The sequence below is a fragment of the Actinotignum timonense genome (genome assembly GCF_900155575.1).
GTDB classification, from domain to species: Bacteria; Actinomycetota; Actinomycetes; order Actinomycetales; family Actinomycetaceae; genus Actinotignum; species Actinotignum timonense.
Genome location: NZ_LT706966.1, coordinates 2,230,290 through 2,251,288 on the forward strand (window position 1 = coordinate 2,230,290; position 20,999 = coordinate 2,251,288).

The following is a 20,999-nucleotide window of genomic DNA, read 5'->3' on the forward strand; positions in this document are numbered from 1 at the left end:
GAAGCGCGGGCGGGCCGCGAAGGTGCTCGCAGCCGCTACGCGACGGCATTCGCGCCGCGACGCAACGGAACCTAGCGTTCCAGCAGCTCAGCTACCCGATTGAGCCACTCCTTCCGTTCTGTCACCACGTCCACCATGCTCGCGGTGCCGGGCAATGCCCCCGGCCCACTATCGGGCATATGTGGGGCCCGCGAATAGGTCCACACCTGTTTTTTCGGTTTCTCGAAAGACGGGTCACACACCGGGATCCGGTTGAGCATGTCATCCTCGCCACGTCCCAGATAGAACGGGAACGACGGCGCAAAGGCTTTCTTCCCCAAGTAGGTAACGAAAGCAGGACTGCGCAGCGCGGCGTCCACCTCCTCCTGATGCCCCGGGCAGGTGACTCGCACGAGGAACTCGGCTCCGGCCAAGTAGGTGCGGCGGATGACCGCGTTCGAGTTTTGCTGATCCGGGGTGAACGCCAGGTTTTTGTCGGAATCACTTTGTTTCCGGATCCACAACTGGCGTGTTCGGAACTTGAGCTCGTCATTTCGGAGACCGCTTTTAGTAGCGCGGGGATTAATGGTCTGGAATTCATTGATGAAACAGCCAGGACGATCAACCCTTACTGCAAAATCAGCTCCCTCCAGCCACTCTGGCCACTCTTCGCGCGGAGCACCTAAAGCGCCCGCGAGGAGACCAAGGAGACCGGACCTGGTAGGCCGAGGCTCCGAATTGACCACGTTCCCCGTCACTCGCGGCCCCGCCCAGGATTGCACGGGACCCGCTAGACGCAGGAATGTTGGATTACTCATTCTGGCCGCCCAAGATCCACGCCACGACCGTATCAACGAGGCCGTTCTTCGAGGTGGGCTCCACTCCAAACAGCTCTTCCAGCTGAGGGAACGTTCCCGTAAGCGCCAGTGCGCTCCCGAAGTTATCAGGATCGAAGCGGCGAGCAGCATGGAATTGGTCCCCGAGAGCCCGCACAGACGGCTCCAGGTATCCACCTTGGGAGCTGGTCTTCACCGGCGTTTCAAAGCTGTAGGCACAGCGGTAGCGCTGCTCTTCAGCGAGTAGAACGACAGGCTGTGTGTAGGGTGCCGTCGAATGCTCTTTACCACGCGGTTGACCGTAAATAAGAGCAGTAATCATCTCACGTAGGTTTTCCTTGGCCTCCGGCTTGCCAAAAGCGGTCCAGCTAACTTGAAGCTGCTCGCGATCAATAGTCACCGTGCGGTAGAAAATACCGCTTGTAAATTGACTAACTCCAAGGTAGGTGGCCCCGCTGCGGGATTCTTTCCCGCTGAACTTTTCCTGCTCCCGAATATCATCAACGGTGGAGAAATAGTCAGTGCCAATGGTGGCAGCGTGGGTAGTAACGGCAGGAGATACGCTCAATGCTGCTTCTGTACCCTTCTCAGGTTTCGCCGCGAACATGCGCCCAAAAGCGGCGATGGCTAGGGAACCTGAGCGTCCGTTAAGCACAAACTCGGTATCAGGATCAACTTCGCCAGCCACAACCTGCGCCGCAACCTGGATCTCTTCCGCACTCAGCCAGATCGAACGATCCGCTTCAGCAGCTCCCGCACCATCATCGGCATCAGCTTTCGCCTGTTTCTTGGTGAATTGACCAACGAGGGCACGAGCCTTTGTCAAGGTTTTCTTCGGGTTCAGATCGGGGGAAAGCTTAAGGGCGGCGTCGCAAATAACCTCCTCGAGCTTGCCGGAACGCACCGAAACGTCAAGGCTGGCATTTTCGTAAGCAACACGTGCACCGCGTTTAATGGCCTGCGAGGAATGCATGGCGCGGAGAACGCCACCTTCCATGAGACGTTTGGGAGTTCCCGAATCATCACGGTTGAGATTCGAATAGCTGATCGGAGTAAGGAGATGCAGGGTTAGGTGACGGTACATGATTGGTCCTCTCGGTAAGGTTTTAATTCTCAGAAACTTGGGTAGAAACGGTTTCAGATTGATCCGAAACTTTGAGTTGGGGAGCGGAATAGAATTCCTCGATTATTCGCATGCGCACGTATTGGGATTCTGGTGAAACGCCATTACCCCAACGCATCAGAGTGTCGGCAATATCGAAATAATCGACGGGGGGAACAGGGCCCGGAATCGTTGATGCCACCTCGAAAATTCGCCGGATGGCCCGGGCCGCTTCTTCCATATCTTGGGTATGCAGGTACGCTAGCCGTGCGGCAATCATTCCTGGGTTATCCGGTGACACGGATTGTGCGCGTCCGTTTTTGTTCTCAGCGGTTGCCACTCGATATGCCCACCGCCCCAAACTATTACGGCGCTTCTTTTCGCTCGAATGGGGCACCCGGTCATATTCCGCGGCCAAGGCCGCTACCCGAAGCAAGGCATTACGTTGCTCGGGGCGTGCATCTTCTGGTACCGCGGGTAGGACATAGGGATAAGCGCGCATTTGAGTGAACGGCGTTGCCCCTTGCCGAATCGCAGCGCACGCAGCCCGACATCTAGGATTATTTTTCCGTTCTTTAGCCCATTGTGAAACCTCAAGTAGCAACGCCTTCCAAGGCTTTTGCTCTGGGGCATCTGTTTGCGTCATGTTATTTCTCCTCATCAGCCGTGGAAACATCAAATTGTTTCGTGACAGCCCGAATATGCCGAGCAACGTTCGAATAAACTGCCGCGAATAGCGCTGGATCTTGAGAGCGATAGGGGGAAATCGCCTCTTCAAAAGCTTTGAGTGCGACCCGCGCCGCCTCGTTGCGAGCCGCGCGAACTTCTTCAGGACGCCGCTCCGCGGATGTCACTTGAGAAAGGAAATCTTCATAGGAACGGGTGATCGCGCGCCAGAAAATATCCGATGCCGAATCCCGATAGTTTTCGAGCGAATCAAGAACAGTGGGTAAACCATTGGGTGCAACAGAGGCCGCTCCGCGAGCGCGCCGGAACGGTCGGATAACACAGTAGTGCAGAGCTTGGATGAACTCTGCGTGGCGCCGGACTTGGTCTTGCGCCCGATCCGACAGCCCGAAAGCCCATAGATGCGGGTCTGCCACATCGACGCGCGAGGAGCGAATAACGGGAGAAGAAGCAGTTCCTTCAATGTAGTGACGAATGAAAATCAAGTGGCAGTCATCGGAAGAAACAATATGTTCATTTTTCTGGGCCGCTTTGGCCAATTTACCGAGGGCGGCCCACTCTACCGCTAAATCGGTGGCATCCCTTCCCACATCCATCCGCTGAGCTTTCAACTCATTGGCCTTATTACGCATATACAGGTAGAAAGGATCGTTCTGATCCCGGTCAACCCAATAGGCTTTTCGACTTTCTTTCGTTGTTCCCGCCTCCGGGGGAACCCAGGCCGGTGGAACACCGCCGATGCGCACACCGGCAAGCTCGTTATTCTCCCAATAGCAGGCGGCGCTATTGGATGACCAGGTAGCCCGCCATAGCGGGTGATCGGTCCCTCCTCGGGATCCAGTTCGATCCGCCCAGGCGGGCAAACCTTCTCCCTCAACCCACGAATACGGGATCATCGCGAAGAGGGTGTGGAGAAGTGACGGGCCTTCCCAGATTAGTTCCGTTGCCGTCATGCCCACGCCCACAAAATGGAAACCGGGACTTCCCATTTCGGCCTTTTGACCGGCATAAGAGTTATTTCCAGCCGGCGAATAGTAGTGGTAGACGAGAAGAGAAAGCGCCGCATCTTCCGGAGAAAGGGTGTCATGTTGTGTTAGCAGACTCCAGAACTCTTCACCTTGATCAGAGATCATGGAAGGGAGCAGCTTCTTGAGCCGCTGCTCTCCTTTTCCGAGCTTGCGCTCATTATCTTTCGCGTTACGCATCGGCTCAGCTGGCCGCTGCATAAAGGGCTGCTGGTCATCAAATAAGAAAGAACCTGGTTCTAGCAATTCGATAGCTTTGTCAATAGCCTCCGGTTCAAGCCCTTCCGAAAGAATGGATTGCTCTTCGATCCGGAACGGATCCCGGTGAGTGCGCTTGGAAAGCCTCACAGCCACGGCGGTAACCGCCGCCATCAACCTCAGCTGCGCACCGTACACGTAGCCCGGAACAGTCTTATCTAGGACTACTGGTTCACCTGTTGGTTCGACTGCCGGTTCAACCAGCGGTTCGTAGTCCTTTTTTTCGTTAGGGGGATCTTTTCGAATATGAGCATTGAGAAGTGCATCGCGAACTGATAATCGCCCGCGCGTAGTAACAAGTAACGGAATATCCGTCAAAGCATTGATATTGTCCATGCTTCTCCCTCATTGAAATGAAACGAGATTGACGGAAGAAGATACGAGTATCAACATATTTCACCTGTGTTTATAAGTGTGTTTCTCCCCGCGAGCCTGAAGCTAAACATGTGGGAGAATACGCAATCGGAAACGTGCTGCTACTCCCGCTCACGCGGGGAAGGCGGTCCTAAGCAGGGGACCTACCCACGCCTTGGCGTGGAAACCGCTCGTTACGAGCTTAGCCCATGGAGACGACTATGGTAGATCAACACACAATAGAGGTTCGATTCCCGGTATCTCGGTTATAGGGAATTACCTCCGCTTGTGCGGGGAAGAGACCATATCGTCGATATCGCCGGTGTCCTGGAAGGAAATACCCCCGCCCGCGCGGGGAAGAGGCCACACCTACGCGCCGGGTATATGCGCCTTGGGAAATACCCCCACCTGCGCGGGGAAGATATCAGGGATCGTAAAAACCTCACCGGCTACGAGGAACTACCCCCACCTGCGCGGGGAAGATCGGTAGAGATGTCAACTCTGGATGACTTATCTAGAACTACCCCCCACCTGCGCGGGGAAGAGGCTTCCTCACCCGCGGGAACAAAATCCCGAAGGGAACTACCCCCACCTGCGCGGGGAAGAGCAGCTTTGAGAGAGCCGAATGTTTCGCCGGGCGGAACTACCCCCACCTGCGCGGGGAAGAGTTATGATCCCGAATATCATGCGCGGCGGCGACGGAACTACCCCCACCTGCGCGGGGAAGAGTGCAGCTCCCCGCCGAGCTCGGCCTCGGCGATAGAACTACCCCCACCTGCGCGGGGAAGAGGTGGGGGCCGGTGGCGGGTTGTTCATCCCGCCGGAACTACCCCCACCTGCGCGGGGAAGAGACGCAATACCCGTAATTTCATCGCTAAAATCTGGAACTACCCCCACCTGCGCGGGGAAGAGGCCTGTTTGCTCGCAAGGCAAGCTCGGCAGATGGAACTACCCCCACCTGCGCGGGGAAGAGCTGATCTCGAGGGTAATTACGGCACTATCTCGGGAACTACCCCCACCTGCGCGGGGAAGAGGCGTTCCCGCGCACCCGTGAATCCATCAAAGCGGAACTACCCCCACCTGCGCGGGGAAGAGGCGAGCCGGCGGTCTGCGTTTCAATGGTCTTTGGAACTACCCCCACCTGCGCGGGGAAGAGCTATCCGGCTCGCGCGTGACCCGCTCGGCCCCGGAACTACCCCCACCTGCGCGGGGAAGAGATGGTGATGTTATCCATGATGGTAGCCATGTAGGAACTACCCCCACCTGCGCGGGGAAGAGCCCCGCCCTCGCATGACCACACCCGTATATGCGGAACTACCCCCACCTGCGCGGGGAAGAGCTACAAGGAGGAGAGGGGCAATAATGGAGATTAGAACTACCCCCACCTGCGCGGGGAAGAGTCAATAAACACCCGCCCGATCTCAGCACCAATAGAACTACCCCCACCTGCGCGGGGAAGAGGCGAGCCGGCAGTCTGTGTCTCAATGGTCTTTGGAACTACCCCCACCTGCGCGGGGAAGAGTCCGATTACAGCATCGATGGCGTGCTAGGCATGGAACTACCCCCACCTGCGCGGGGAAGAGAGCTGCGCCATTCGCCGCGCGGCATGAATACGGGAACTACCCCCACCTGCGCGGGGAAGAGACTGCCTGACCTGGTCGTTTATTCGCGGCGGGCCCGAAAAACAAGCTGGAACAGAGTTCCAGCTTTGTGGTTCTCCGCGAGACGCCTCCACATTGCCAGCCCGCCAAGCATGGCTTTCATGTCAGTTCCCACGCCTCAAATTTAGCTTATTCTGCCCTGTTCGTCCTTATCGGACACGAGGAGTCGCTTCTGATTATCAAGTTGGGCCGTGGCGACAAGGCGCTTACATAACGTGAGCACCCGCGCCGAAGAATCGGAGTGGGTGCTCATCATAAGTGGAGATGCCGGGAATCGAACCCGGGTCCGACGATAGCCAAAGGAGTATTCTCCGGGCGCAGTTCGTTGGTAGTTGTTTTCGGCTCCAGGGTTCCACACGAACCAGGCCCTGACGAACCTATCTATGTTGGTGTCGCGAGCACGCCCGTAGCAAACGTACTCACCAGTGGCTTTCTCAACGATGCTGAGATCTAGGCGGAAAGCACACCTAGTTCAGCAGATTTCGCAGGTCGCTTAGCTTAGGCAGCGAGGGCGAAATCGGTGCTCTTGTTCTTGGCACCTATTGGTTTGCAGAGAGCGTTATCGAGGTGACTCTACATCCTCGGCCCGCTTCCCTCCAACTAACTACCGCCGTCGAAACCGATCATCCCCAATATGCTGTTATCAAACAGTTCCACCCGCCCGGCATTCAACGCTGGTTACACGGTGGATTTACTAGTCTACAACGACGACGCCGCACGCGCTATTCCCGCCAGCAATCCGCTTAGAATCCGATGCCATTTCCGGGGTGAGAAGATCCACACATCTACCCATAGTGAGCATCGCCGATCCCGTAAGCACCCTGTCACCATTGTCAAACTTGATAATCAGAAGCGATTCCTCGTTTCCAATGAGGACGAAGGGTGTGGAATAAGCTAAATTTGAAGCGTGGGAACTGACATGATCGCCATGCTCGGTGGACCGGCATATCGGGCATATGTCGCAGAGATCCGCAGATCTGGAACTCTGTTCCAGCTTGTTTTTCGGGCTCGCTGCGAATAAACGACCAGGTCAGGCAGTCCTCTTCCCCGCGCAGGTGGGGGTATTTCCCTACGCGGGCGATAAGGCTATTGTTCCCTCGGCTCTTCCCCGCGCAGGCGGGGGTAATTCCGCGGGCTGGCTCGACCCCGCCGGGCTTATGCCCTCTTCCCCGCGCAGGCGAGGGTAATTCCAACATCCACGTGCGGCAAGATCAGGCAGGCAACTCTTCCCCGCGCAAGCGGGGGTAATTCTATGTCGTGGTGTGGCGGCCGCCAGGTCACGGCCTCTTCCCCGCGCGAGCGGGGGCAATCCTATGGCCACACCAACATTCGGCGAACCAACAGGAGTGCTCCCCCATACTGTCACCACCGCGCTTCGTGATGTCACTACGAAACTGACCGACCCGACTAACCATTTCCGTGTTTTTCGGAGAAGAGATAAGCAGAGACGACAGCTCTCGCTAACACCTCACTTGCCTTTTCCAGCCTCGCGATCTCGGCGTCTTTAGCTGCGAGTTCTTTCTCGCGCCGTTGTTCTAAACGTTTCATTTTAGCTTCGGCCTTGTCTGCGCTTCGATGCAGACGTTGTTTTTCGCGCTTATCACGGCTACCCATGATCCCAGTCATGCGTAGGAAACCCCGAATGTCCAAGTCCCACCAACGTGAAGGAAATCCAACAGCGAATCCGATACCCAACTCACCTTGGACTACTGGCGCGAGGGTTTTTCTGGTCGTCACTCACAATTTCTGATGTGGGTGGCCTGCCTGACACGCAAAAAAGGCCGACGCGGCTTTCAGGAGTTCATTGACGTCGCGTAGTTCCTGGTTCTCTCGACGTAGCCGCATGTTCTCCGCTACCATGTCTTCTTCCGCCCGCCTGACCGGCCCGTTCTTACGGGCTTGCTGGACCCATCGGCGGGCCGTATGCCAGGAAATGCCATATGTAGGAGCTACAGCCCTGCAAGCACCTTGTAAAGACATCCCCTCGGTGAGAATCCGCTCCTCAATAAGGTGGATAACGAGGTCCTTAGCTTCCAAAGCAAATTTCTTCGGCATAATCCAGATTTCCTTATCTACTCAAAAGGAAGAAAACCTGGACCACTTCATTTTCCCACGCTTCCCCACATTGAGATAAGACGAGATTACCAGAATGAAAATACGAAGACAATATCTTTAACCCGTCTTTCAAGTCTCCCATTCCGCTAACACGAAGCTATACATACCGGAGAAAAGCCAACCTCGAATATTCTTGGTACCCCCGCTCACGCGGGGAAAGCGGCCTACCTAGACAATATATTAAACCCAGAAATACCCACGCCTTAGCGTGGAAAACCGCTCGCTACGAGCCTAGTCGGTGGAGCCGAATCTGGAAAACCAACACACATGAGAACTTCTGCCAATCTTCCAAACCAGACGGCCACCCCACAGTCCCTAAAACAACGCCACCTTCTCCGGCGGTGGGAAGATCGCGTCGAGCTCAGCGAGGTCCGCACCGCTCGGCTCCCACACCAGGGAGGCTGCATTCTGGCGGACTTGCTGCGGCGTCGTCGCACCGGCAATAACGGAAGCCACGCACGGCCGCGAGGCCAACCACGACATCGCCACCTGCACCGGCGTCAAGCCGCGCGCCTGCGCAAACGCAACAAAAGCCTCAATCTGATCCCAGTCGGTGGACTCCAGCAGCGCTGCCTTCGAGTGCGCAATCCGCGAACCTTCCGGAGCCGCACCGCGCCGATACTTACCCGTCAACAAGCCGTTCGCCAGCGGGAAGTACGGGAAAATTCCCAGGCCGAAACGCTGCGCGGCCGGCACCACCTCGAGTTCCGCGCGCCGATCAATCAAGTTGTAATGCGACTCTGTCGCAATCGGCCCCACCAACCCGCGCGCAGCCGCCAGATGCGAGGCATCGGCAAGCTGCCACCCGGCGTGGTTCGACGTCGCGTAATACCGAATTTTGCCCGCCCGCACCGCATCCGACAGCGCCTCGAGCGTCTCCTCGGGCGGCGTCACACCATCCGGCGTGTGATAAAAATACAAGTCAATCGCCTCTACGCCGAGCCGGCGCAACGATGCCTCCAAGGCCCGCGTCACGTAGCGCCGCGAACCGCGCGCCCCGTAATCCGCGCCGTTGCACCCCTGCATATCCATACCAAATTTTGTTATAACGACGACGCCGCGGGCCAGCTCACCCGCTTCCCGTAACGCCGTTCCGAACATAGTTTCCGAAAGGCCGGGTTCTTTGCCGTACACGTCGGCAAGGTCGAAGGTGGTGATTCCTTCTTCAAGCGCGGCCCGCACCACGGCATTCGTACCTTCTTGCGTTTCGGTTTGCGTGTGGGCGCGGCCAAAATTATTACCACCGATGCCGACGGCGGATACCATCAGGCCGGACTTCCCTACCGGGCGATACGTCATTGTCATACCGCCAGCCTAGCGGACGCCGAGCGCGCCCGTTCGGCAGCTCGGTTACGATGAGGGAACAGTGCTCACCTGTGAGCGGTGTTTTCAGGCGCAGCCTTGCAGGGAATTATGAGGCTCGGGGCGCGCCACCACCACCGAGGGAAAGAGGGTTTGCCACTATGCCAGATTCTGCGGCGCAGCAGCACCAGCGAAACGGCTATCCGGAGGGACCGCGCCCGATCCGGCGCGTCGTCCTCCTCACTAACCCGACCGCGGGAAAGGGCCGCGCCACGTCGCTAGCTGCCCATATGACCGCCGAGCTGCTCAAATATGGCATCGACGTGGTAGGGCACTACGCCACCACCGTCGCGGAAACTCGCAAGAATGCCAGATTAGCGCTGGCCGATCCTCATATCGACGCGTTGGTTGCCTGCGGTGGAGACGGATTGGCGAATCTCATCGTGCAGGAGCAGGCCGGCACCGGCAAGCCGCTCGGCTTAGTTGCGGGCGGAACCGGGAACGATATTGCGCGCGGGCTTGGCATTCCGCTCGACGTCGCCGGAGCTGCCCGCACCATCGCGTCCGGGTATACAGTGATCACCGACCTGGGCCTGGCCATTCGCGAAGTAAACGGTGTTTCCCAACCCGAGCGCCGCTATTTTGCCTCGATCCTCGCCGCGGGGATCGATACCCGCATTAATGCTCGCGCCAAACAGATCCGGTGGCCGGGTGGCTCGGCCGCCTATTTCCTTGCGGTTCTTGCCGAAGTGGCGGCCATGCGCACCACCCCGCTCACCTTGAGTATCGACGGCGGCGAGCCCTTCACCCTGGAAGCTACCCTCTGCGCGGTGGGTAATACCCGCAGTTACGGAGGTGGGATCCGGATGTGCTCGCATGCGGATCCGCGTGATGGCAAGCTGGCCCTCACCGTCGTCGGCCCGGTATCGCGCCGCACCGCGGCCCGCAACCTTCGCAATATCTACACCGGAGATTTTTCCAAACTGCGCGATATCGTCACCCAGATTCAGGTCAACAGTGTTCGCCTGGAGATGCCCGGTCTTATTCCCGCGGTCGACGGCGAAGACCTCTTCCCCACCCCGCTCAGCGTAACGGTGGCCGCCGGTGCCGGCTGTTTCCTTGTTCCACCGCCGCGCCTGTAGCGGCCTTATGCGCGACGTAAACTAGCCCGGCGCTACCCGCGTCTCAGCCCAGCCACGCGCGCGTAGTAGTTCAACCAGCCCCACGGACGCAGCGCAGCCCAGCCCGCTAAGCGATCCGGTACATCCACCCGAAGGGATCTTCACGAGTACCGTTTTGGATGCCGGTGAGTTCCTCGTAGATCCGTTGGGCCACGGTATGGGTAGGCAGCTCGACGCTGAAATCTTCCCCGGTGAGCTGACCAATGGCAGTCACCACGGCCGCGGTCCCGCAGGCAAACATTTCCGCCACGCTACCGTCCTGAATTCCGCTTACCACATCGCGCAAAGCGAGGGTATCTTCGCGTACCTCCACCCCGGCGCGACGCAGCAACTGCATAATGCACGAACGGGTATTACCGGGCAGGATATTGCCGGTAAGTTTCGGGGTGGCCACGCTACCGTCGGCGTAAACCACAAACACGTTCATCCCGCCCAGCTCATCAAGGTTCGTGGCGGTTGCGGCGTCGAGGAAAAGAACCTCATCGTAGCCGGCAGCGCCCGCGGTGACCTTGGGCAGCAGCGAGGCCGCGTAGTTCCCGCCGGTCTTCGCCGCGCCCATGCCGCCGGGGCCGGCGCGGTGGTAATCGGGTTCCACCCACACCTTGATGGGCTGGAAACCGTTGGGGAAATACGCCCCGGCCGGCGAGGCGAGCACGATGTACTCGTAGGCCGCGGCCGCCCGCACCCCGAGGAAAGCTTCCGAAGCGAAAATGAAGGGCCGCAGGTACAGCGATTCGCCCGCCGCTCCCGGAACCCAGCGCCGGTCCTGGCGCACCAGATCCACCAGCGAGGCCACGAAATCATCCACGGGCAGCTCCGGGATAGCGAGCCGATGCCCGGAGAAGTTCAGGCGCGCCCCGTTGTAGGTGGGGCGGAATAGCCACAGCGATCCGTCCGCATGCCGGTAGGCTTTCAGGCCCTCAAAAACTTCCTGACCGTAGTGGAGCACCGCGCCGGCCGGGTCCAGGCTGAGCGGCCCGTAGGGCACGATGGCGTGGTTATGCCAGCCCTTTTCCGCGGTCCAGGTTGCCCGCGCCATATGATCGGTGAAGTAGCGGCCGAAACCGGGGCCGGCCAGGACCTGGCTGACCTCCTCTTCGCTGGCCGGGTGCTCATTCGGGTGCACAGCGAACCGCCCCGCGAGGCTATCTGCCGGCGCGGGGGTGGTAGCGGCAGCTTCCATTTCTTCCGGAGTCATCGGAACGCTCATACCTGAGTCCTTCTTTCTTGGTGGTGATCCTTAACGGTTATCTTCCATAGCGGTGAGAATAGCATCCCCGATCTGGGTGGTTGTGCGGCGCAATGGTACACCGGCCGCCGCAGCAGCGGCGCGCGCTTCCATATCCCCCCGGATAGCCGCCTCAATACGCGCGGCCGGCCCGGCAAGCCCGAGGTGGCGCAGCATCAGCGCCACGGAGGCGATGGTCGCCGTCGGATCGGCTTTCCCGGTCCCCGCAATATCCGGAGCCGAACCGTGGATCGGTTCGAACATGGAGGGGAAATCGCCTTCAGGGTTAATATTGCCCGACGCCGCAAGCCCCACTCCCCCGCTTACCGCCCCCGCTTCGTCGGTCAGAATATCGCCAAACAGATTATCCGTCACGATAACGTCGAAACGCTGCGGGTCGGTCACCAGGTAAATCGTGGCGGCATCCACATTGCAGTAATCAACGTTGACATTCGGGTACTCCGCGGCCAAGCGATCAACGGTGCGCTGCCAGAGTCCGCCCGCGTGCACGAGCACATTGGTTTTGTGGACGAGGGTGAGGTGGCGGCGGGGCCGGGAGGCGGCCAGCTCGAAAGCATAGCGCACCAAGCGCTCAGTTCCGTGAGCGGTGTTGACAGATACTTCCGTTGCCACTTCGGTGGGCATGCCACGGTGAACACTGCCGCCGTTGCCCGAGTACAGCCCTTCGGTCCCTTCGCGCACCACCACCAGGTCAATATTTCCCGGTTCCGCCAGCGGGGTGGGAACCCCGGGATAGAGCACACTGGGTCGCAAATTAACGTAGTGGTCAAAGGCGAAGCGCAGCCGCAGCAAAATCTCCCGCTCGAGGATTCCGGCAGGCACCCGCGGATCCCCGATAGCCCCGAGCAGCAGCGCATCATGCCCGGCCAGCGCCTCCAGATCCGCGGTGCTCAGGGTTTCCCCGGTATCCAGGTAGCGCTGCGCCCCGATACTATAGGGGGTCACGCTTAGTTCCGTGCTGCTCTCCGCCAGTGCAGCACGTAACACTTTAAGACCTTCGGGCACAATTTCCGGACCGATGCCATCCCCGGCAATAACGGCAAGATTAATAGAGGCGCGCATGTGAATGAGTATACGAGATCCGTCCACCTAGTGAGACCAAACATCTCACTTTGCGAGACGCCCGCGCGCGGCGTGACGGCGCGAAGATGCGTTCTTTCGGGAGGTTAGGTACGTCTCCTGGAGCCGGCGCCGCTCTCCTCGTAGAATTGAATTCTTGAATCTCTGGAGGCAAGGTTATGGCGTTCGATTCAACTATCGTCATTGTTGGCGGTGCTCGCATCCCCACGGGGAAGTTCCGCGGCTATTACGCGACTACTCCCGCGCATGAATTAGGTGCAGCGGCGGCGCGCGCGGCGGCGGAGCGAGCCGGCATCCCGATGGCGGATGTGGATGATTTCGTGGTGGGTTGCGTGGGCCAGACCGGTGCCGATGCCTATATTTCCCGCCGTATCGCGCTCACCGCCGGGGCACGCGCCTCCTCCACTGCCCTGACTGTCAATCGGGTGTGCGGCTCCGGGGTGCAGGCGTTGGCCAGCGGCGCGAGCGCCCTGCGCTCGGGGGACGCGCGCATCGTCATGGCCGGCGGTGCGGAAAATATGACGCGCCAGCCGGTGATGGATTTTTCGCGGGCCGGTCACCTCGATGGGCCCGAGCACGTGGATGGCACATTTTCGCTGATTTCTGATCCGTTCTCGGGCCGGCCGATGGGCTGGACGGCGGAGCGGGTGGCGGAAAAATTCGGTATTTCGCGCGCCGAGCAGGATGCTTTTGCGGCCCAATCCCAGGCCCGCGCCCAGGCTGCCATCGCATCCAGGGCTTTCGATAAGGAAAAGGTCCCTTTCACGATTGATGCCGGGAAGCCAACGGAGCGCGTCGTCGTTGCTGAAGAGTATCCGCGCACGGGCGTGACCGTTGAAACGCTCAGCCACTTGCGCCCCGTTTTTGCCGCGCACGGCACCGTGACGGCCGGTAATTCTTCCGGGATTAACGACGGCGCAGCCATGCTTGTCCTCATGCGGGAAGAGGATGCGATTGCGGCGGGTGTGGATATTCTGGGTGAGCTGGTGGATGTGGCTACCGTCGGCGTGGAACCGGAGTATATGGGCTATGCCCCGCGCCTGGCTATTGAGAAGGTGCTGGAGCGCACCGGCCTGAGCCGGGCGGATATTGGTTGGGTGGAGCTTAATGAGGCTTTTGCCTCCCAGGCGATTGCGGTGATTCGCGATGCGGAGTTGGATCCAGAGATCGTTAATCCGCTGGGCGGAGCGATTGCGCTGGGACATCCGGTGGGGGCCTCGGGAGCGATTATTTCGCTGCGCGCCCTCCTCAACCAGCGCGAACGCGGAATTGAGCATTCACTTGTGACGCTGTGTATTGGCGGCGGGCAGGGCATCGCTGCAATTATTCGCGCCCGCTAGCGGCACCCCGCCCGCTAGTAGTGTCGCGGGCGCGGTAAAGGCGGACAATCCCTGTCCGCGAACAGCGAGTGCCCCGCCCACGAACAGCGGCGGTTGCGCCCCCGCCGCCGCGCCGCAACCGCCGCCTAATTCTTGAATGCGTGTACCGGCGCCGGGATGGTGCCCCCGCGGGCGATGAAGGCCGCGCTGGAATAGGGGCTGACCGGCATGACCGGCGCGCTGCCAAGCAGCCCGCCGAATTCCACGGTATCGCCTTCGCTCAATCCTGTTGCGGGGATGACTCGCACGGCGGTGGTCTTGGAGTTCATGATGCCGATGGCGGCTTCGTCGGCGATCATGCCGGCGATGGTCGCGGCCGGGGTATCCCCGGGCACCGCGATCATATCCAGACCCACCGAGCAAATCGCGGTCATGGCTTCGAGTTTGGCCAGGCTAATGGCGCCGAGCCGCGCGGCTTCGATCATGCCTTCGTCCTCCGAGACCGGGATGAAGGAACCGGAGAGCCCGCCCACGTGCGAGCAAGCCATGAGCCCGCCCTTCTTCACCGCGTCATTGAGGAGGGCGAGGGCCGCGGTGGTGCCGTGGGCGCCCACGCGTTCCAGGCCCATGGCTTCCAGGGCCCGCGCCACCGAATCTCCCACTTCCGGGGTGGGAGCCAAAGAAAGATCGACAACACCGAAGGGCACCCCGAGGCGCTGGGCGGCCAGCTGCCCCACCAGCTCCCCCATGCGGGTGATCTTGAAAGCACTGCGCTTGATTTCTTCCGCGAGTTCATCGAAGGAAGCACCTTCCGCAGCCGTAATCGCCCGGGTAATAACGCCCGGCCCGGAAACCCCGACAGACACCACGCAATCGGGCATTTCCACCCCGTGAAAAGCCCCGGCCATGAAGGGGTTATCCCCCACCGAATTAGCAAAAACGACCAGTCGAGCAGCCCCGGAACCCTTATCTGTGCGAGCGGCGAGCTCGCAAATGGTCTGCCCCATGCGCGCCACCGCGCTCATATTAATTCCGGCGCGCGACGTCCCAATATTGACGGAGGAGCACACCACCGAGGTGGCGGCCAGCGCGGCAGGAATCGAATCGATAAGCGCCTCATCCGCGCGCGTCATGCCCTTTTCCACCAGGGCGGAGAACCCACCCACGAAATCCACGCCGATATCCCGGGCGCATTCATCGAGCATAACCGCCCACGGGGTGAGGTCCTTTTCCCCGCTTGCCGCGGCCACCATAGCAATCGGGGTCACGGAAATGCGCTTATTAATAATGGGGATGCCCAGTTCCGCTTCGATTTCCTGGGCTACCGGCACCAGGCGCGCGGCACGCTCCATAATGCGGGCGCGGGCCCGTTCGCGAGCGCGCTCGCCATCAGAATCCGCGCAGTCGAGCAGGGAAATTCCCATGGTGACGGTGCGGATATCGAGGCGATCCTCGCGAATCATCGCGAGGGTTTCCAGAATGTTGTGGGCAGTAGGCTCACTGCTGGCATACATAGGTATTCTCCCGTTCCTGTGCGCGTTCCCATGCACGTTGGTGTGCGTATTCCCGTGCGTGCTATTGTGCGCGTTCTCGCTTCTGTGCGTAGCTCCCGTGCGCGCTGCTATGCCGTTCGTGTACGCCGGCCGGCTATAGGCACCGGACCGGCCCATTACACCGGCCGACCCTATACGCGATGCATGGCGCGGAAAATGGAATCCGCCTGCACGTGAATCTCGAGTGCTTCTGCGGCGCCCAGCTCCGCCATGGCCTGCTGCACCTGGGTGATGGAGCTACCCTCCGGGAGCGCCACTTCGAGGATCATGGTGAAGTACTCATCCATGAGGGTTTGCGTCACGTTGATAATATTCACCCCGAGGCGGGCGAGTTCAGCGGAGACGGCCGCAATAATTCCGGTGCGGTCCACTCCGGTCACAGTCATGATGGCTTTCATGGCCTCTATTGTGCCACGCCGCTACGACAGTTTTTCGCCCGCTATCGCCCCACCTACTTCAGCGGCGCGAGGAATTGGTCCAGGTTGCCATTATTCGGGTCGCTCACCAGTTTCTCGTCGATAACAACGGCGGGAATGTACTTCATGCCGTCCGCGAGGAATTGTTCGCGCAGCTGCTTGAGGAGGGGCAGGTACTCATCCCCGGCCAGCGTGGCGCGCAAGCTTTCCAGTTGCGCCGCATCCAGGCCCACCCGGGTCGCGAATTCCTCAATGAGCTTCGGATCGGGCTGCTGGCGCTGGGCACGATCCACGTGCTTGACCACCGGGATGGAGCCTTCTTTGTAGAGCAGCTCGTGGAAATCGAGGTATTTATCCGGGGCGTTAACCGCGAACCACACTTCAGCCTGTTCGCCCTTGACGCTGTAGGGCGATTCCTCGAAGCGCATATTCGGGTGGTAGACCAGGGTGATCTTCCCGTCTTTAGCCATCTGAATGAGTTCTTCGCCGTGGTCGCGCACCAGGTCATTGCACCAGGGGCACCAGTAATCGGAGTACACCCGCACCACCGGCTTGCCTTCGTTGACGCTTCCGGCTACCCCGTCCGCCCCGATGGGAATGCCGCCCCATTGATCGAGGGGAGCCGGGATTTTCTCCGTCACCACATTGGCGCCGCGCTGGATGGGCACCAGATGAGCGGGTTCTTTAGTCGCGCTCGGAGTCGCGGTTGCGGTGGGCCCGCTGGGCGCCGTCGTACTATCAGTGGTGGCGGCCACGGTAGGTTTCACCCCCGGTGCGTCTGAAGTATCGGTGCAGGCAGCAAGGCCGAAGGCCAGTACCCCGAGGAAAGCGAAAGCGGAACGACGACGCATCTGCGGCCTTTCTCCCAACAGAACTGAACTCATGCAAACCGGCCCACCCGCGGTACCTTGCCGCGAGCGGGCCGGCTAACTGGCGCTCATCCTAGCCGCCCCACCTGGGAACGGCAACAACGGCGGTCACGTCCCGCGCGCCCACAGCGCGCCCGGTTTCGCGCACCGTCACGAACGCACCGTCATGCACCGTGCGCGCACCGTGGTCACGTCGCTTAGCGCGCCGTCTGCCCGTCGGTGTAATCGGCGTCCACGTCGGTATTCCACGCGAACATGGAACGCACCTCGCGCCCGGTGGCCTCCAGCGGGTGGCGCTCGTGTTCGGCGCGCAGCTTCTTGAATTCGGGGGCGCCGGCATCCTGGTCGTCAATGAAACGCTTGGCGAAGGAACCGTTCTGGATATCGGCCAGCACGTCCTTCATATGTTCCTTGACATCCGGGGTGATCACGCGCGGGCCGGAAACATAATCGCCGTATTCGGCCGTATCCGAGCAGGACCAGCGCTGCTTGGTCAGCCCGCCTTCGTTAATGAGATCAACGATGAGCTTGAGTTCGTGGCACACCTCGAAGTAGGCCATTTCCGGCTGGTACCCGGCTTCCACCAGGGTCTCGAAACCGTAGGTGATGAGCTGAGAAACCCCGCCGCACAGCACGGTCTGCTCGCCGAAGAGGTCCGTTTCGGTCTCTTCCTTGAAGGTGGTCTTAATGGCGCCGGCGCGGGTGCCGCCGATCGCCGCGGCGTAGGACAGCGCCACGTCCCAGGCCTGCCCGGAGGCGTCCTGTTCCACGCAGACGAGCACCGGCACCCCGCGGCCGTCTTCGTACTGGCGGCGCACCGTGTGCCCCGGGCCCTTCGGCGCCACCATGCACACATCGTGGCCGGCAGCCGGCTTGATATAGCCGTAGTGAATATTGAAACCGTGGGCGAAGAACACCGCGGCGTCGGCCTTGAGATTCGGTTCGATTTCCGCGGCCCACAGCCCGCGCTGGGTCTGGTCCGGAACCAGAATCATCACCACGTCCGCTTCCTTGGTGGCATCGGCCACGGAGCGCACCGTCAGGCCCTGCTCCTGCGCTTTCGCCACCGAGCTGGAGCCTTCGCGCAGGCCCACCACCACGTCCACGCCGGAATCGCGCAGGTTGAGCGCGTGGGCGTGCCCCTGCGACCCGTAGCCAATAATGGCAACCTTCTTCGACTGGATGAGGGACAGATCGGCATCGGCATCATGGAAAATTTCTGCCATGGTTTTCTCCTTTTGTTGGGTCGGGGCCAGGCCCCACGGTTGTCGTTATCTCGGTTTCGGTTTCGTTGCGGTCACGGCGCCGCGTTGCGTGCGGGCCCGTATTAAGTACGACGACGCCGCCAGCTGGCCGCGCGCCGCTCTGGCTTAGATGCGCCCGCGGGCAAGCTCCTCCGGGAAGTTGCCCGGGTCTCCCGCCATATCTGCGGTAACACGTTCGGAAAGCGAATGGGCTCCGCGCCCGAGCGCCACGGTTCCCGACTGCACAATTTCCCGGATCCCATAGGGCTCCAGGGCGGTGAGCAGGGCACCGATCTTGCGGTCGGAGCCGGTGGCTTCAATGGTGACGGCATCCGGCACCATATCCACCACGTGGGCGCGGAAAAGATCCACCACCTGGACCACGTGGGAGCGGGTCGTATCATCAGCGCCGACTTTAATGAGGACGAGGCGGCGCAGCACCGCTTCCTCACTGTCCAATTCCACGATTTTGATGACGTTCACCAGCTTATTGAGCTGTTTGGCCACCTGTTCGAGGGGTTGCACCGCGGCATCAACCACCACGGTGATACGCGAGAGCGCCGGGTTTTCCGTTTCTCCCACGGCGAGCGAATGAATATTGAACGCGCGGCGGGCGAAGAGCCCGGCCACCCGCGTGAGCACTCCGGGTTTATTCTCCACCAGTACGGAGAGCGTGTGGCGCTGCGGCATTGTTATCCTTCCTTTCGTGGCGGCTCGAGCGGCGAAAATGCGCTACTCACGCGAAGTTCTCATCCACTTCGGGGCGCAGCCCCTTGGCGTACATAATCTCATCATTGGATACCCCGGCGGCAACCATCGGCCACACTTCCGCATCCGGTGAGGTAATAAAGTCGATAACGACGGGGCGGTCATTGATCTCCATGGCGCGCTGGATGGCGGTATCGACGTCGTCCTTCTTCTCCACGCGCCAGGCCGCGCAATCATAAGCCTCAGCAAGTTTCACGAAATCGGGGATACGGCGGGTGTTATTCCCGGTTTCCAGATCAGTGAAGGAATAGCGCCCCTCGTAGAAGAGGGTCTGCCACTGGCGCACCATCCCCAGCGAGGAGTTATTAATAACAGCCACTTTGATATTGATGTTATTGAGGCGGCAGGTGGCCAGTTCCTGATTGGTCATCTGGAAGGAGCCGTCGCCATCAATCACCCACACGGTGCGTTCGGGCTGGCCCACTTTCGCGCCCATGCCGGCCGGAATACCGTAGCCCATGGTGCCCGCTCCCCCGGAGGACAGCCAGCGGTGCGGATGCTCGAAACGCAAGAATTGCGAGGCCCACATTTGGTGCTGGCCCACCCCGGTCACCCAGATGGTGTCTTCACTTCCTGCCACGGCGCCCAGGCGCTCGATCACGTATTGCGGGGAGACGAGGCCGTCATCCGTGGGGGTGTAGCCGGCCGGGTAGGTTCCCCGCAGGCGGTTGAGGTAGCCCCACCAGGGATCCAGATTCGCTTCCCCATACTGGGCGCGGGCCGCGCGCACCTCCGCGAGGAGAGCAGGAACGGATTGCGCCAGATCCCCGATAATTGCCACGTCCGCGGTGCGGTTCTTGGATGCTTCCGCCGGGTCAATATCGAGGTGGATAACCTTCGCCTTCGGCGCGAAACCGTCCAGGGCCCCGGTCACGCGGTCATCGAAACGCGCGCCCAGCGCCACGATGAGATCGCTGCGCTGGAGGGCTCCCACCGCGGGAACGGTGCCGTGCATCCCCGGCATCCCCAGGTTATGGGGATGGGAATCGGGTACGGTGCCGCGGGCCGGCAGGGTGGTGACCACCGGGGCACCGGTCAGGTCACTCAGCTCGGTAACCTCGCGGGAAACCCGGGCGCGCACCGCCCCTCCCCCCACGTAGAGCACGGGGCGGGCCGCGGTGGCAATAAGCCGGGCAGCTTCGCGTACCGCGGCGGAATCCGGCTCGCCGGCCGGGCGGTATCCGGGCAGATCCAGGCGCGGGGGCCACACAAATTCTGTTTCTTGGTTCTGCGCGGATTTCGCGATATCCACGAGGACGGGGCCGGGGCGCCCGCTCGCCGCCAGGTAAAAAGCTTCGACCAGGCGGGCCGGAATATCATCGGCATCGGTGACGAGGAAAGAATGCTTGACCATGGGCATGGTGGCACCCACGATATCGGCTTCCTGGAAGGCATCGGTTCCGATGGCCGCCGCTCCCACCTGGCCGGTGATGGCCACCAGCGGGACCGAATCCATATTGGCATCGAGCAGCGGGGTGACGAGGTTGGTAGCCCCCGGCCCGGAGGTAGCCATCACCACCCCCACGCGCCCCGTTGCTAGCGCGTAGCCTTCGGCAGCGTGCCCGCCGCCCTGTTCGTGGCGCACCAGGATATGGCGGGGAGAATCGCTATCGTACATCGGGTCGTAGGTGGGCAAAATAGCTCCGCCGGGCAGCCCGAAGACGACATCAACACCGAGTTCCGCTAAGGTGCGGACAATGGCGCGGGCGCCGTCCATTTTTTCGCGGATCTCACCGGGACGGTCCCGGCGGGACGCGGCCGACGCGCTCATCGCGGATGCATTCATCTCGGATGCGGCCATGGTTCCTCCTTCAACCTGGTTCACCTGGTTCTTCGGGCCTGTTCTTCCGGTATCACCGAGCGGGGTGCAAGCGTGGTGGTTGGCGCATAAAAAATCCCCTCACGTGAGGGGAGCGCGCAACCGGTGGTGCGCGCTACCTCACTACGATAATAAGAAGAATCTGAGCCATGCCCTTCAGACTACCGGAGTGCGGTCCCCGA

Annotated in this window: 17 protein-coding genes, 1 other RNA gene and 1 CRISPR repeat array; of the genes, 2 read left to right on the top strand and 16 right to left on the bottom strand. The window is 60.6% G+C overall.

Annotated features, from left to right (window positions below; all coding sequences use genetic code 11):
- Nucleotides 1–71 precede the first annotated feature (71 nt).
- The 8 genes from cas5e to CZ322_RS09500 all read right to left on the bottom strand — a co-directional run bounded on the left by cas5e (nucleotide 72) and on the right by CZ322_RS09500 (nucleotide 9,322).
- Complete coding sequence (cas5e, locus tag CZ322_RS09465) at nucleotides 72–797, bottom strand: type I-E CRISPR-associated protein Cas5/CasD (RefSeq protein ID WP_087071088.1); 726 nt, start codon at nucleotides 795–797, stop codon at nucleotides 72–74.
- A complete protein-coding gene (locus CZ322_RS09470) occupies nucleotides 790–1,899 on the bottom strand; it encodes a type I-E CRISPR-associated protein Cas7/Cse4/CasC (protein ID WP_087071089.1) in 1,110 nt (369 codons plus the stop codon). Before CZ322_RS09470 ends, cas5e begins: the two co-directional genes overlap by 8 nt.
- A 22-nt stretch (nucleotides 1,900–1,921) precedes the next feature.
- Nucleotides 1,922–2,563, bottom strand: coding sequence for a type I-E CRISPR-associated protein Cse2/CasB (gene casB, locus CZ322_RS09475; protein WP_159455031.1), 642 nt, complete (start codon nucleotides 2,561–2,563; stop codon nucleotides 1,922–1,924).
- Between the two features lies 1 nt (nucleotide 2,564).
- A complete protein-coding gene (locus CZ322_RS09480) occupies nucleotides 2,565–4,223 on the bottom strand; it encodes a type I-E CRISPR-associated protein Cse1/CasA (protein WP_087071091.1) in 1,659 nt (552 codons plus the stop codon).
- 290 nt (nucleotides 4,224–4,513) lie between these two features.
- Nucleotides 4,514–5,885: a CRISPR direct-repeat array (repeat unit 29 nt; unit sequence GGAACTACCCCCACCTGCGCGGGGAAGAG).
- A gap of 273 nt (nucleotides 5,886–6,158) precedes the next feature.
- Nucleotides 6,159–6,533, bottom strand: a transfer-messenger RNA (tmRNA) gene (gene ssrA, locus CZ322_RS09485).
- A gap of 776 nt (nucleotides 6,534–7,309) precedes the next feature.
- Nucleotides 7,310–7,516 carry a hypothetical protein gene (locus CZ322_RS09945; RefSeq protein WP_143231897.1) on the bottom strand — a complete coding sequence of 69 codons (207 nt, stop codon included), beginning with the start codon at nucleotides 7,514–7,516 and terminating at the stop codon, nucleotides 7,310–7,312.
- Nucleotides 7,517–7,639: 123 nt separating this feature from the next.
- On the bottom strand, nucleotides 7,640–7,957 hold the full coding sequence (locus CZ322_RS09495; RefSeq protein ID WP_087071093.1) for a transposase: 318 nt from the start codon (nucleotides 7,955–7,957) through the stop codon (nucleotides 7,640–7,642).
- A 375-nt stretch (nucleotides 7,958–8,332) separates the two neighbouring features.
- Entirely contained in the window at nucleotides 8,333–9,322 is a 990-nt protein-coding gene (locus CZ322_RS09500) for an aldo/keto reductase (RefSeq protein ID WP_087071094.1), read from the bottom strand.
- 158 nt (nucleotides 9,323–9,480) lie between these two features.
- Between CZ322_RS09500 and CZ322_RS09505 the strand changes: the two genes are divergently transcribed.
- Nucleotides 9,481–10,461, top strand: a complete 981-nt coding sequence (locus CZ322_RS09505; protein ID WP_159455032.1) for a diacylglycerol/lipid kinase family protein — start codon at nucleotides 9,481–9,483, stop codon at nucleotides 10,459–10,461.
- Between the two features lie 106 nt (nucleotides 10,462–10,567).
- Here CZ322_RS09505 and CZ322_RS09510 read toward each other — a convergent pair whose 3' ends face one another.
- Together CZ322_RS09510 and CZ322_RS09515 are read right to left on the bottom strand one after the other, a co-directional pair.
- A complete protein-coding gene (locus tag CZ322_RS09510) occupies nucleotides 10,568–11,710 on the bottom strand; it encodes a branched-chain amino acid aminotransferase (RefSeq protein WP_087071096.1) in 1,143 nt (380 codons plus the stop codon).
- Between the two features lie 30 nt (nucleotides 11,711–11,740).
- Nucleotides 11,741–12,811: a 3-isopropylmalate dehydrogenase gene (locus CZ322_RS09515; protein WP_087071097.1), complete on the bottom strand. Its 1,071-nt coding sequence runs from the start codon at nucleotides 12,809–12,811 to the stop codon at nucleotides 11,741–11,743.
- Between the two features lie 176 nt (nucleotides 12,812–12,987).
- On the opposite strand from CZ322_RS09515, the gene CZ322_RS09520 reads away from it, so the two are divergent.
- Nucleotides 12,988–14,169, top strand: coding sequence for a thiolase family protein (locus CZ322_RS09520; protein ID WP_087071098.1), 1,182 nt, complete (start codon nucleotides 12,988–12,990; stop codon nucleotides 14,167–14,169).
- Between the two features lie 125 nt (nucleotides 14,170–14,294).
- Here the strand turns inward: CZ322_RS09520 and CZ322_RS09525 are convergent, their stop codons facing one another.
- From CZ322_RS09525 to CZ322_RS09550, 6 genes are all read right to left on the bottom strand, one after another.
- A complete protein-coding gene (locus CZ322_RS09525) occupies nucleotides 14,295–15,662 on the bottom strand; it encodes a PFL family protein (protein WP_087071099.1) in 1,368 nt (455 codons plus the stop codon).
- A 170-nt stretch (nucleotides 15,663–15,832) separates the two neighbouring features.
- On the bottom strand, nucleotides 15,833–16,099 hold the full coding sequence (locus CZ322_RS09530; RefSeq protein ID WP_087071100.1) for an ACT domain-containing protein: 267 nt from the start codon (nucleotides 16,097–16,099) through the stop codon (nucleotides 15,833–15,835).
- A gap of 53 nt (nucleotides 16,100–16,152) precedes the next feature.
- Nucleotides 16,153–16,968: a thioredoxin domain-containing protein gene (locus CZ322_RS09535; RefSeq protein ID WP_159455033.1), complete on the bottom strand. Its 816-nt coding sequence runs from the start codon at nucleotides 16,966–16,968 to the stop codon at nucleotides 16,153–16,155.
- 215 nt (nucleotides 16,969–17,183) lie between these two features.
- Nucleotides 17,184–18,212: a ketol-acid reductoisomerase gene (ilvC, locus tag CZ322_RS09540; RefSeq protein ID WP_087071102.1), complete on the bottom strand. Its 1,029-nt coding sequence runs from the start codon at nucleotides 18,210–18,212 to the stop codon at nucleotides 17,184–17,186.
- A gap of 144 nt (nucleotides 18,213–18,356) precedes the next feature.
- A complete protein-coding gene (ilvN, locus tag CZ322_RS09545) occupies nucleotides 18,357–18,920 on the bottom strand; it encodes an acetolactate synthase small subunit (protein ID WP_026429557.1) in 564 nt (187 codons plus the stop codon).
- A gap of 46 nt (nucleotides 18,921–18,966) precedes the next feature.
- Nucleotides 18,967–20,799 carry an acetolactate synthase large subunit gene (locus tag CZ322_RS09550; protein ID WP_087071103.1) on the bottom strand — a complete coding sequence of 611 codons (1,833 nt, stop codon included), beginning with the start codon at nucleotides 20,797–20,799 and terminating at the stop codon, nucleotides 18,967–18,969.
- Nucleotides 20,800–20,999: the final 200 nt, after the last annotated feature.

Coding starts and splice junctions, on each gene's coding strand:
- CZ322_RS09530 (WP_087071100.1), bottom strand. CDS start 16,099: ATGAAAGCCATCATGACTGTGACCGGAGTGGACCGCACCGGAATTATT.
- CZ322_RS09535 (WP_159455033.1), bottom strand. CDS start 16,968: ATGCGTCGTCGTTCCGCTTTCGCTTTCCTCGGGGTACTGGCCTTCGGC.
- CZ322_RS09505 (WP_159455032.1), top strand. CDS start 9,481: ATGCCAGATTCTGCGGCGCAGCAGCACCAGCGAAACGGCTATCCGGAG.
- casB (WP_159455031.1), bottom strand. CDS start 2,563: ATGACGCAAACAGATGCCCCAGAGCAAAAGCCTTGGAAGGCGTTGCTA.
- ilvC (WP_087071102.1), bottom strand. CDS start 18,212: ATGGCAGAAATTTTCCATGATGCCGATGCCGATCTGTCCCTCATCCAG.
- CZ322_RS09495 (WP_087071093.1), bottom strand. CDS start 7,957: ATGCCGAAGAAATTTGCTTTGGAAGCTAAGGACCTCGTTATCCACCTT.
- ilvN (WP_026429557.1), bottom strand. CDS start 18,920: ATGCCGCAGCGCCACACGCTCTCCGTACTGGTGGAGAATAAACCCGGA.
- CZ322_RS09945 (WP_143231897.1), bottom strand. CDS start 7,516: ATGGGTAGCCGTGATAAGCGCGAAAAACAACGTCTGCATCGAAGCGCA.
- CZ322_RS09470 (WP_087071089.1), bottom strand. CDS start 1,899: ATGTACCGTCACCTAACCCTGCATCTCCTTACTCCGATCAGCTATTCG.
- CZ322_RS09525 (WP_087071099.1), bottom strand. CDS start 15,662: ATGTATGCCAGCAGTGAGCCTACTGCCCACAACATTCTGGAAACCCTC.
- CZ322_RS09515 (WP_087071097.1), bottom strand. CDS start 12,811: ATGCGCGCCTCTATTAATCTTGCCGTTATTGCCGGGGATGGCATCGGT.
- CZ322_RS09500 (WP_087071094.1), bottom strand. CDS start 9,322: ATGACAATGACGTATCGCCCGGTAGGGAAGTCCGGCCTGATGGTATCC.
- CZ322_RS09550 (WP_087071103.1), bottom strand. CDS start 20,799: ATGGCCGCATCCGAGATGAATGCATCCGCGATGAGCGCGTCGGCCGCG.
- cas5e (WP_087071088.1), bottom strand. CDS start 797: ATGAGTAATCCAACATTCCTGCGTCTAGCGGGTCCCGTGCAATCCTGG.
- CZ322_RS09510 (WP_087071096.1), bottom strand. CDS start 11,710: ATGAGCGTTCCGATGACTCCGGAAGAAATGGAAGCTGCCGCTACCACC.
- CZ322_RS09480 (WP_087071091.1), bottom strand. CDS start 4,223: ATGGACAATATCAATGCTTTGACGGATATTCCGTTACTTGTTACTACG.
- CZ322_RS09520 (WP_087071098.1), top strand. CDS start 12,988: ATGGCGTTCGATTCAACTATCGTCATTGTTGGCGGTGCTCGCATCCCC.